Annotated in this window: 9 protein-coding genes; 3 read left to right on the top strand and 6 right to left on the bottom strand. The window is 56.5% G+C overall.

Features of this window, described 5'->3' with window-relative positions; all coding sequences use genetic code 11:
- Positions 1-13 precede the first annotated feature (13 nt).
- From xylA to TR2A62_RS01445, 5 genes are all read right to left on the bottom strand, one after another.
- Positions 14-1,315, bottom strand: a complete 1,302-nt coding sequence (xylA, locus tag TR2A62_RS01465) for a xylose isomerase (protein ID WP_009160775.1) — start codon at positions 1,313-1,315, stop codon at positions 14-16.
- Positions 1,316-1,324: 9 nt separating this feature from the next.
- The gene (gene xylB / locus TR2A62_RS01460; RefSeq protein WP_009160789.1) at positions 1,325-2,761 is read right to left on the bottom strand and encodes a xylulokinase; all 1,437 of its coding nucleotides are present in this window, start codon (positions 2,759-2,761) and stop codon (positions 1,325-1,327) included.
- Positions 2,762-3,526, bottom strand: coding sequence for an ATP-binding cassette domain-containing protein (locus TR2A62_RS01455; RefSeq protein WP_009159941.1), 765 nt, complete (start codon positions 3,524-3,526; stop codon positions 2,762-2,764).
- Positions 3,523-4,839: a sugar ABC transporter permease gene (locus tag TR2A62_RS01450; RefSeq protein ID WP_009158843.1), complete on the bottom strand. Its 1,317-nt coding sequence runs from the start codon at positions 4,837-4,839 to the stop codon at positions 3,523-3,525. The genes TR2A62_RS01455 and TR2A62_RS01450 overlap by 4 nt, the downstream gene beginning before the upstream one ends.
- Positions 4,840-5,004: 165 nt before the next feature.
- Positions 5,005-6,030, bottom strand: a complete 1,026-nt coding sequence (locus TR2A62_RS01445; RefSeq protein WP_009160397.1) for a substrate-binding domain-containing protein — start codon at positions 6,028-6,030, stop codon at positions 5,005-5,007.
- 223 nt (positions 6,031-6,253) lie between these two features.
- Here TR2A62_RS01445 and TR2A62_RS01440 point away from each other — a divergent pair, with 223 nt between their 5' ends.
- Both TR2A62_RS01440 and TR2A62_RS01435 read left to right on the top strand, forming a co-directional pair.
- Positions 6,254-7,507 (top strand): ROK family protein, encoded by a 1,254-nt coding sequence (locus tag TR2A62_RS01440; RefSeq protein ID WP_009158636.1) that lies wholly within the window; start codon positions 6,254-6,256, stop codon positions 7,505-7,507.
- The gene (locus TR2A62_RS01435) at positions 7,504-8,961 is read left to right on the top strand and encodes a CRTAC1 family protein (protein ID WP_009157345.1); all 1,458 of its coding nucleotides are present in this window, start codon (positions 7,504-7,506) and stop codon (positions 8,959-8,961) included. The genes TR2A62_RS01440 and TR2A62_RS01435 overlap by 4 nt, the downstream gene beginning before the upstream one ends.
- A 6-nt stretch (positions 8,962-8,967) precedes the next feature.
- On the opposite strand, the gene TR2A62_RS01430 is transcribed toward TR2A62_RS01435, so the two are convergent.
- The gene (locus TR2A62_RS01430) at positions 8,968-10,311 is read right to left on the bottom strand and encodes a cytochrome-c peroxidase (RefSeq protein ID WP_009160764.1); all 1,344 of its coding nucleotides are present in this window, start codon (positions 10,309-10,311) and stop codon (positions 8,968-8,970) included.
- A gap of 131 nt (positions 10,312-10,442) precedes the next feature.
- Here TR2A62_RS01430 and TR2A62_RS01425 point away from each other — a divergent pair, with 131 nt between their 5' ends.
- Complete coding sequence (locus tag TR2A62_RS01425; RefSeq protein ID WP_009159960.1) at positions 10,443-11,096, top strand: ImuA family protein; 654 nt, start codon at positions 10,443-10,445, stop codon at positions 11,094-11,096.
- Positions 11,097-11,160 lie beyond the last annotated feature (64 nt).

Below are 11,160 nucleotides of genomic sequence, written 5' to 3'. Positions count from 1 at the left end.
TCCGAACCACCTTTTAGAGATAGCGATTAACGAGGTTTTCGAGCCGCTCTTGGCGACCAGATCTTGGATCAGGGTTGATGTTGTCGCGCCGAACACGTGCTTCGATGCTGCTCAGATCGCTCTTGAGCATCTCGGCATTTTGGCTGTCATCCCACTTCGCGTAGCGAGTGTTGCGGGCCTCTTCCAATGCGCCATCCTCGACCATTGCAGCCGCGGCTTTCAGTCCTGCCGCACATACATCCATTCCACCCACATGTGCGAGGATCAAATCCTCTGGGTCGAGCGATTGGCGACGCAGTTTGGCGTCAAAGTTTGTACCACCCGTGGTGAAGCCACCGGCCCGCAGCACTTCGTAATACGCCAACGCAGCTTCGGGAATGTTGTTCGGGAACTGGTCCGTGTCCCATCCCGACTGATAGTCGTTCCGGTTCATATCGATCGATCCAAAAATGCCCAGCTCGCGCGCCACAGCCAGTTCGTGCTCGAACGAGTGACCCGCCAAAATCGCATGGCCCTGTTCGATGTTCATTTGCACCTCACCCTCTAGACCAAAGTCTTTGAGGAACCCGTAGACGGTCGCAACATCATAGTCGTATTGGTGCTTTGTCGGCTCTTGGGGTTTCGGTTCGATCAGGATCGCTCCTTTGAAACCAATCTTGTGCTTATAATCGACCACCATCTGCAACATCGCACCAGCCTGCTGCCGTTCACGACCCATGTTGGTGTTCAATAGCGTTTCATAGCCTTCGCGGCCGCCCCACAACACATAGTTCTCGCCGCCCAGCTTCATTGTGGCGTCGAGACAGGTTTTGATCGTCGCCGCTGAATAGGCAAAAACATCGGGATCAGGGTTCGTCGCCGCACCGGACATAAACCGACGATGCGAGAACAGGTTCGCGGTGCCCCACAGTAATTTGGGCCCGCCAGCATCCATCTTTTGCGCGAAATAGTCGACGATCGCGTTCAGATTATCTGTGCTTTCAGCGAATGTCGCACCCTCGGGGCGTACATCAGCGTCGTGAAAACAGAAATAAGGCGCACCAAGAATATCGAACATCTCGAACGCAACATCGGCCTTGAGACGGGCCAGATCCATGGTGTCACCAAACCAAGGGCGATCGAACGTCTGCCCCCCGAACGGGTCACCACCCGGCCAAGCGAATGAATGCCAATAGGCGATGCCAAAGCGCAGGTGGTCTTCCATCCGCTTGCCCATTACAATTTCGTCGGGGTTGTAGTGCTTGAACGCGAACTCGTTCGTGCCGTCAGGCCCTTCGAATTGAATCTTAGGAATGTCTGCGAAGAATTTTGTCATCTTGGGCCTCTATTTCAGTGCTTTGATCGCGGCATAGGCCGCCTTGTAATTTTGATGCGCCTCGCGAAAGGCGTCCGTTAGCGTGGTGTCAGGCGCTACTTCGTGAGACAGCGGCGGCTGGGTCGCAATCTCGGCTCCGGCACCCGTCGCTGCCATCATACCAAGTCGGGCGGCGCCCAACGCCGCACCAAAATCCCCGTCTTTGGGGACGTCCAACGGAATATTCAGTGTGCTGGCGAGAATGCGCAGCCATTGGTCCGACTTTGCCCCACCACCAATGGCCAAAGCACGGGTCAACGTCGTACCTGTCGCGGCCAAAGCATCGCGGCAATCGGCAAAGGCATAGGCCACCCCTTCGAGAACCGCGCGGGTCATTGCGGCCGTATCGGACGAGTGATCGAGGTGCAAAAATTGGCCGCGGATCGCCGCATCATTATGTGGTGTGCGTTCACCCCCAAGATAGGGCAGGAACAGCGTCTTGGACGGTGCGCGAAGATCACCTAAATCTGCGGTCAGTTCTGCGGCTGATTGTCCGGTAATCCCAGACAGCCAATTTAATGCGTCCGTCGCCGCCAGAATGACCCCCATTTGGTGCCAAGTGTCAGGCGCGGCATGGCAAAATGTATGGACTGCGGTCGCGGGATCAGGTCGATAGCCTACGTTTGCCGCAAACAAAACACCCGATGTCCCAAGCGACAGAAACGCAGTTCCATCCTGAACCACCCCTGCCCCAATGGCCGCTGCTGCGTTGTCGCCACCACCACCGGCAACCACGGCCGACCGAATACCCCAGACCGCTGCCAGATCGGCACGCAACGCACCACTGACCTGTGATCCCTCGACCAGTCGAGGCATATGCGAACGGTCCAAATGGCAAGCAGCCAACAGATCATCCGACCAATCACGCGCACCGGTATCTAGCCAGCTGGTACCAGCCGCATCCGACATCTCGGACACATGCTCGCCCGTTAGGCACAAACGTAGATAGTCTTTGGGCAGCAGAACCTTGGCGATTTTGTCAAATACCTCTGGTTCATTGGCGCGCACCCAATCAACCTTGGGCGCAGTAAAGCCAGGGAACACGATATTGCCACTGGTTGCACGAAACTGCGGGTCAGCGTCCATTGCAGCAGCCTGAACAGCACTGCGCGTGTCGTTCCACAACATGCATGGGCGCAGAACTGCGTCATCAGCACCGATCAATGTCGCGCCGTGCATATGACCAGACAGGCCGATCCCTGTCACACCACTTAGATCATGCGATTTCCCGAGCGCTCGCATTGCTTCGTCCGTTGCGACGCCCCAACTTTGGGGATCTTGTTCAGACCACCCGTCATGGGGGCGCGCAACCGACAGGGAGACCACATGCTCGGCCACAATCTGTTGGTCGTCGTTCATCAGAACGGCTTTTAGGCTGGAGGTGCCCAGATCGAGACCGATATACATTTAGGCGGCTTTCTTAGGGTTCTTGCCCAGAATGATCATCGACAGGATGTCATCCTCAGTCACGTCTTCGACCCGTTCCGTTCCAACCATCTGGCCGTTTTTCATCACAGAAACACGGTCGCACAGGTCCATCATTTCACGGGTATCGTGACTGATCAGGAAAATCCCAAGGCCTTGCTTTTTCAACTCACCAATTAAGTCCGCAACCATCTTGGTTTCATGCACACCCAACGCAGCTGTCGGCTCGTCCATAATGACGATCTTGGCGTCGAAATAGACCGCGCGTGCAATCGCAACGGACTGCCGCTGACCGCCAGACAAGGCCGAAACCGGTTCTTTCAGCTTTTTGAAATTCGGGTTCAGACGCGCCATGATTTTACGGGTCTCCGCCTCCATCGTGGCATCATCGACCATGCCCAATTTTGTGGTCAGCTCGCGCCCCAAAAACAGGTTTGATGCGGCATCAAGATTATCTGCCAACGCAAGCGTTTGGTAGATCGTCTCGATGTTGAAATCGCGCGCATCCCGTGGGCTATTGATCGTGGCTTTTTCGCCGTTGATCCAAATCTCGCCGCTATCCATTTGATAGGCTCCTGCAAGGATCTTGATCAATGTGGATTTGCCCGCACCGTTGTGGCCCAGCAGGCCCACAACTTCGCCTGGATAGAGATCCAGCGATACGCCATCGACCGCCTTGATCCCTCCAAAGGAAATCGAAATGTCGCGCAGGTCGACCAGTGGTGTGCTTCCAGTTTCGCGGCTCATTTCGACGCCCCCCGATATTTGTTGTCGACGTAGACTGCGAGCACGAGAACCGAACCCACTACGATTTGTTGCATAGCCGCGTCAAAGCCGATCAGAACCATGCCGGTCTGCAAGGACTGCATGACCAACGCGCCCAAGATCGCGCCATAGATTGTACCGACGCCCCCTGCCAAGGATGTGCCACCAATAACGGCCGCTGCGATGACATAGAGTTCGTCCAATGTACCCAATGCGTTCGTTGCTGACCCCAAACGGGCCGAGGCAACCACCGCTGACAATCCGGCCAACAAACCCATCAATGCGAAGATTTTGACAGTCATCCACTGGGTGTTGATGCCTGCCAATTTGGCGGCTTCAGGATTGCCACCAATGGCAAAGACGTAGCGACCAAAGCGGGTACGCGTCATCAGAATAGTCATCAAAATACCAACCATCAGCAGGATCAACACTGGAATTGCAAAGCCATGGCTGATGAACAAGCCTTCTGCGGGAACGACGATGTCATTCGCCTCGGCATAGCGTTTGACGATGCCTTTGGGCCAGTAATACGCGTTCACCAACAATGTCGCACCGATTGCGACAGAACAACCTAGGCCGGCCATGAACACCTCGGCCCACATGGGGCGCTGTTGGAACCCATGCCGCGCACGTTTTGCCCGTCCCGTGATCGCCAATGCGATGATCACAGCGCAGGCCAACAGACCCACGATCCAGCTGCCTGCGGCACCGACGGCACCATATGGTCCACCACCAAGCAGCGAAAATGTCTGGTCCACTGGCGAAATCGTCTCGCCGCGTGCCACGAGAAATGCTGCGCCACGCCATACCAGCAAACCGCCAAGGGTTACGATAAAGGCAGGGATACCTCGGTAGGCAATCAACCAGCCATGAAACGCACCAACCATGGCGCCCACAATGAGGCCGCAACAAATCGCGATGATCCAGATCAGCGGATGACCTAGCCCAAGATACTGCGGCAGGATATTCACCTGCACCACACCCATCACAATCGCACAGAACCCCAAAAGAGAGCCAACCGAAAGATCAATGTGGCGCGTGACAATTACCAACACCATGCCAGTTGCCATGATCCCAATCGACGAAGTCTGAACGGACAAGTTCCACAGGTTGCGCGGCGTTAAAAATGCGGCGAACCCGCTCTTGAAATAGCCGACGAAATGGAAGCCGACCCAGATCATCGCAAGAGCAGCAACCATGCCGAGCAAACGGCTGTCTAGCTCTGTGGCTCGCATGAACCGCGTGAACGGGTTGCCACCACTGGGTGGGGCTTTGGTGTCGGGTGTGTCGGTCATGGTATGTCCAGCCATCCTATACGTACGTTTTCCGGCGATACGCCGTGGGCGCACCGGTGGGATCAGATCAAAGATACCGCATTTGGGGTTCTTTGGAATATGTTTGAAAATCGTCGAGGTGATGCGGCGCGCGACCCATCGGGCCCGCGCCGCATCTCATGTCGCTTAGCTACAGCCGGCAACGCCGTCCATTGCGCCTTCGCAGACTTTGTCTTTCGCGATGTGACCAGCTTCGATCACAACGTTAACGTTGTCTTTGGTGATCGGTGTTGGCGACAGGAAGATTGCGTTCATTTCAACGCCGTTCTCGCCACCGGACCACTGAACTGCACCGTCAACATCAGCCAAAGCTGCGCCACCGGCGAGCGCCGATGCGATGTCAGCCGCTGCTGCGCCCAATTGACGTGCGTCTTTCCAAACCGACACAGTCTGTGTGCCACGTGCAACGCGGTTCAGCGCTGCATGGTCGCCGTCCTGACCACCGATCGGGATGTCGAGACCTTGTGCCTGCAAAGCAGCGATTGCGCCGCCTGCCATGCCGTCGTTCTCAGCCAAAACAGCATCAACGTTGTTGTTCGCAGCAGTCAGGATTTGCTCCATGTTCTTTTGCGCGTTGTCTGGCTTCCAACCATCCGTAAAGCTCTCACCAACGATGACGATATCGCCCGATGCAACTTTGTCACCAATGACTTCCATCATACCTTCGAGCAGGAACAGCGCATTGGGGTCACCCTTGTCGCCTTTGATGATCGCATAGTTGCCAGTTGGCTGTGCCGCCATAACCTGCTGCGCGATGATCGAACCCACACCTTTGTTGTCGAATGTAAGGTAGAATGCACGGTCGTCTTCGATCAGACGGTCGTATCCTACAACTGGGATGCCTTCGGCGTCTGCCGCGTCAACCGCTGGGCCAACTGCATCTTTGTCGACGGACAAGATGATCAGAGCGTCAGCGCCCTGAGCGATCAGCGCTTCAACGTCTGTCAGCTGTTTTGCAGCCGAGTTCTGAGCGTCAGCCGAAATATATGTGTCGCCGTTTGCTTCGATTGCAGCAACCATTGCCGCTTCGTCTGTCTTCCAGCGCTCTTCTTGAAAGTTCGACCAGCTTACGCCGACTGTCAGACCTTCGGCCAATGCTGCCGAACTGAAACCTACTGTTGCGACGATTGCCGCCATAAATGCCTTGCGCATTTCATTCCTCCCAAATGTGAATGCCGACCACGTTCAAGAAAGAGATCGGCGCCGGACTGATTCAGCCCCGCTCACTATCAATGCCTTATTTAATTTAGTTGTCAAAATAAAATTGACAGAAGTCACAAAAATATAGCTAAATACCTCCTATAAGAGCGGGAATAACTGGCAATTAGTAAATAATGGCCGTATTTTGGCTGTATATAATTTGTGATGTGAACTAATGAACGACGAATCGAACAGCCCTGACATCGGATGCGGTCCGATCCTGCCGACAACATCTCGCGACGCGAAACCGCTGCGGCAGCAAATATTCGAGTACATCCGCGCAAGCGGGCTAGTGCCACGCATGGATGTCGCCAAGGCATTGAATATCAGCGCGGGCTCAGTCACGACCCTCACCCAAGAACTGATCACCGCCGGTTTCCTGCAGGAATTCGAGGGGCGCGCTCGGGATACAGCACGTGGGCGACCACCCGTCGCGTTGGGCGTTGCACCTGCAACGCGGCTGGTTGTTGGCATGAAGCTCTCGGATCGCGTCCATTCGGCTGTGCTGCTGGACTTTGCTGGCAATCAATTGGCCGAAGCCAGCCTCAACAGTCCTGTCCTAAGCCAACACATCGACATCGTCACGGATGAGGCAGAGACGCTGCTCGTCAACTTGATGAAGAATGCGGGCCGCCCCCGCTCTGATGTCGAAGCGATCGGTCTAGGATTGCCAGGCATTGTCGATCACGACACAGGGCATGTCCCTTGGTCCCCCGTGCTGACCGAACGTGATGTAAACGTCAAAGCGCATTTCGAAGCGCGTCTCGGCTTGCCCGTCCATGTCGACAATGACGCCAACGTGCTGACCCTTGCAGAGCTGTGGTTTGGCGCCGGACGCGCAATGTCGGACTTTGCCGTGGTCACAATTGAACGCGGTGTGGGTATGGGCCTCGTTCTAGACAATCGGCTCTTTAGAGGTGGCCAAGGTCTCGGGCTCGAAGTGGGTCATACCAAAGTACAACTGGACGGCGCCCTATGCCGCTGCGGCCAGCGCGGGTGCCTCGAGGCCTATGTCGCAGACTACGCTTTGGGGCGCGAAGCATCGACCGCGTTGAACCTAGATGGCGCTGTTGCCACAGACGCAGGCCAGATGCTTGAGCGCCTCTATGCCGAAGCCAAAGGAGGCAACGAAGCAGCTCGCGCCATTTTCCACCGCGCAGGGCGCTATTTGGCCGTGGCACTCGCCAATGTCTCGCAACTCTTTGACCCTGCAAAAATCATCCTTAGCGGCGAACACAGGCGTTTTGACTACTTCTATGACGAGGACGTTCTCGCCGAGATGCAAAAACTCACACTTGGGCGCGGCCGACCACCCACTCCGGTCGAAAGCCACACATGGGGTGATTTGGTCTGGGCGCGCGGCGCGGCCGCACTGGGGCTCTCGGCTCTGACGGATGCCGTTCTGGGCGAAGGTCGCGTTTCCGCATGAAGCCCCTCGTTCCACTGCTATTGTGTCCGACGCTCGCCCTTGCTGACCCCAGCTATACGGCGGTCAGCGGGCCGTGGGACGACCACCAATACACCGGTGACTGGACGCATTTTATCGGAGGTGGCGTTGCCGTTCTAGATTGTGACGGCGACACCCTGCCCGAGCTCTTTGTCGCGGGTGGCGCACGCCCCGCAGTTTTGTTCAAAAACGCCGGTGATTTCAAATTTGAAACCGCCGATCTGCCCCCGTTGACTAGCGTGACAGGGGCATACCCAATTGATGCCAATGCCGACGGTCATCTTGATCTGTTCGTCATGCGCGTTGGTCCAAACGTTTTGCTGACGGGGGATGGGGCCTGCGGTTTTGTTGATGAAACCACCAGCCTCGGACTGCCAGCCGGCGATGCATGGACCACCGCCTTTTCTGCATGGCTCGCCCCCGGAGACACCCGCCCAACTATGGCCATCGGCAACTACGTCGATCAAACCAACCCCGACGGCCCCTTTGAGGCCTGTGATGACAATCAAATCCTGCGCCCAACAGACAGCGGGTGGACCGCAGAAACCCTCAGCCCGGGTTTCTGTCCCCTATCAATGTTGGCCGCAGCTGACGCCCGCGGACGCCCCACGCTGCGCATTTCAAACGACCGCCATTATTACGTGCGCCAAGGCTTTGAACAGATGTTTGACCTCACCGATCAACGGTTTCTTGATGAGACCGACGGGTGGGCGCGCGTGTCGCTCTGGGGTATGGGCATCGCCAGCACAGATCTAACCGGCGACGAACGGGACGAAGTCATGCTGACCTCGATGGGTGACCAAGTTTTGCAACTCGCGCAATCTGATGGCACCTACAAACCTGCGCGTTTTGACATTGGGACCTATGCGCAGCGCCCGCATCTGGGCGATGACGGTCGCCCGTCAACCGGTTGGCATGCCGAGTTTGGTGATGTCGACAATGACGGGCGCCCTGATCTGTTCATCGCCAAGGGTAATGTGGATCAGATGCCAGGAAACGCGATGGAAGATCCCAATAACTTGCTGATGCAAAACCCCGATGGTCGGTTTGACGAACAATCCGTGGCGGCCGGTGTCGCCACAACAGCGCGCTCGCGCGGGGCTGCATTGGCCGATCTTGACGGTGACGGGCGTCTCGATTTGGTCATCGTCAATCGGCGCGCCGCAGTCGAGGTTTACCGCAACGAGACAGAAGACACCGGCAATTGGATAAAGATCGCCCTGCCCCACTCTGCGCTGGGAAGTCGGGTCACAGTAGTCGCAAACGACCAAATCCTCAGCCAACAGTTCACGATTGGCGGCGGGCATGCGTCGGGCGATGCAACACCACTTCACTTTGGCATTGGAACTGCGAGTTCGGTAATCCTGCGGGTGTCCCAGCCCGATGGCACTGTTACGACGCAAACGACATCGGCCAATCAAACGGTTCACTACTAGGGGCGGTTACGGCCGGGCGAGAGGCTCGATAGGCAACCCGCTCGGAACCGTTTCAGGAATACCCAGACGCCCGGTGATTGCAATCGGATCAGTCAAAGCACCCAAGAACGCGACCAAATCCGAGACCTGATCTGCGTTCAATCTGATTACGGGCGCGCGTACAGCGGCCGAGATTGCAGCGACTTCAACCGGATCATCCATGACCCGCCAATCGGCAGCATCGAACGGCGGCAAAATTGCCCAATCTCGCTGGTACCGATCAATCGCAGCAACCGGATCAGCATGATCCGTGACGAACTGGGTCAAATCAGAATGCGATCCCGTGTGCCCGTATGGCGCGGTCAATGCCACGTTGCGTAGCGACGGGGTGCGAAATGCATACGCGTCAGCGTCGTTTCCGGTCACCCGTGCACGACCCAAATCGCGAGCGTGGCTTTCAAAGCGTGCGGCCTTGCCCGGGCCAAACTGGGGCACGGCCGTTGCATGAAACTGGTGATCGGTTTGGAAGGGACCTGCGTGACAACTGCTGCATCCCGCATGCCCATAGAACAAGGCGCGGCCTTTCTCGGCCGCGGGGGCGAGGGGCGACTGGCCACGCAAATACGCATCAAACGGGGATGTGTCCGATCGCCATTCCCACTCGATAAATGCCGCAATCGCATTTGAGATATCCGTGAACCCGATGTCATCGGCAACTGCTAGGTCAGAATAAGCTGCCATGAACTGATCCGCGTAAGCGTCAATCTCTGAAACTCGCTTGGCGATAATATCCCACGCACCTCCGGCACCAGTAATCCGCCCTTGGCGTACAGCTTGGGACACATCGTTTTCGCTGTAATGCCCTGCCATCTCGTCTTGGGACAGAACCGGAAACATGGTTTGCGCAGACAGGATCGATGCGAAGCCTTGCATCATATCTTCGCCCATCGGCGTGCGCAGTCCTGATGGGCGCTGTGGATCAGCCTCGATCCGGCCATCATGAAACAGCACCGTGAATTCCTTGGCCCCAAGGTTAAACAACGCCTGTGCATGGCGTGGAATACGTTGTTCGGGGGCGTTGTTTGTTGCGATTTTACGACCGGGTCCGATACCGATACCGCCCTCGCCAATGCCCAATGACAAACCGTCCCCCGTTCCCAATTCTGGGTGATGACATGTGGCGCAGGAAATCACCTGATTTCCGGACAATATAGGATCATAAAACAGCTGCTGACCCAGCATCGCTTCGGCCAAATAGACGGGTGCATAGTCGGCATTCGCGACCGGCTCTGGCACAGAATTTGCCTGCGCATCTGAGACGACATAAAATGCGGGCGCGGCAAGCGCAAAAAGCAGAGAAATATTTTTCATTTCTTGACCTTAATCCCTTATTTTCTTGGTGCAAGCGTTACATCTTTCCTGCGGCAAAAAGGGCAAACATAGGGGTAGAACAAAATAGGAACATATGCTAATTTTGATTCCACCCCAACCCGGAGAGAGATGTGCCGTGCCCGCCCACGCCCCCTGTTGTCACCCCGCCTGTTGCGGATCTGTTTCAGCCGATCCAATCCTTGTCCGAAGTGTTGTCAGATGCAGCCGTGGACGGGGCCGCTGCGGGCTTTGTTGCAGCACAGTTGCAGCCCGGCGCGCCCGTGCTTTGGATACAAGACCGTCTGTCACAAAAGGAGACTGGAGCGCCATATTTGGCGGGGTTCCCTATGGGATTGAAAATGATCCGCGTCGATGTCTCGCGCGCGGTCGATGTGCTCTGGTCCATGGAAGAAGGGCTGCGTTGCGCAGGGCTAAGTGCGGTCGTCGGCGAGATTTGGGGCGACCCTCCCGCGCTGGATTTCACAGCCAGCAAACGTCTTGCCTTGCGGGCCGAGGCGCAGAAATGTCCCGTGTGGTTGATACGCCGTGCGGGCACCTCGAACCTGAGTGCGGCACGCAATCGCTGGCGGGTCAAAAGCCTGCCATCCGCGCCCACATCACACGACATCAGCGCCGCAGGTCACCCCCAATGGCATGTCGAACTGTTCCGCAGCAGATCTCACAAACCCGGCGACTGGGTGGTGCAGTATGATGCAGCTGCGCAAAAAATTATCCCTATTGTTCAACAGGATAAGGTCGACGCACCACTGCTACGCGCAATTTAACCTCGCACTACACGTGATTGAGAAACGGGTATCTCTGCCCTCGAAACTCCCGAGTTTCAAGCAA

It is taken from the genome of Thalassobium sp. R2A62 (genome assembly GCF_000161835.1).
Taxonomy (GTDB): Bacteria; Pseudomonadota; Alphaproteobacteria; order Rhodobacterales; family Rhodobacteraceae; genus Thalassobium.
Note: the sequence above shows the minus strand (reverse complement) of the source record. Positions and strands in the feature narration are given on the sequence as shown.

What these genes read in the sequence shown, in the direction of transcription:
- TR2A62_RS01435 (WP_009157345.1), top strand. Translation starts at nt 7,504, where the DNA reads ATGAAGCCCCTCGTTCCACTGCTATTGTGTCCGACGCTCGCCCTTGCT.
- TR2A62_RS01450 (WP_009158843.1), bottom strand. Translation starts at nt 4,839, where the DNA reads ATGACCGACACACCCGACACCAAAGCCCCACCCAGTGGTGGCAACCCG.
- TR2A62_RS01430 (WP_009160764.1), bottom strand. Translation starts at nt 10,311, where the DNA reads ATGAAAAATATTTCTCTGCTTTTTGCGCTTGCCGCGCCCGCATTTTAT.
- TR2A62_RS01440 (WP_009158636.1), top strand. Translation starts at nt 6,254, where the DNA reads ATGAACGACGAATCGAACAGCCCTGACATCGGATGCGGTCCGATCCTG.
- TR2A62_RS01445 (WP_009160397.1), bottom strand. Translation starts at nt 6,030, where the DNA reads ATGCGCAAGGCATTTATGGCGGCAATCGTCGCAACAGTAGGTTTCAGT.
- xylB (WP_009160789.1), bottom strand. Translation starts at nt 2,761, where the DNA reads ATGTATATCGGTCTCGATCTGGGCACCTCCAGCCTAAAAGCCGTTCTG.
- xylA (WP_009160775.1), bottom strand. Translation starts at nt 1,315, where the DNA reads ATGACAAAATTCTTCGCAGACATTCCTAAGATTCAATTCGAAGGGCCT.
- TR2A62_RS01455 (WP_009159941.1), bottom strand. Translation starts at nt 3,526, where the DNA reads ATGAGCCGCGAAACTGGAAGCACACCACTGGTCGACCTGCGCGACATT.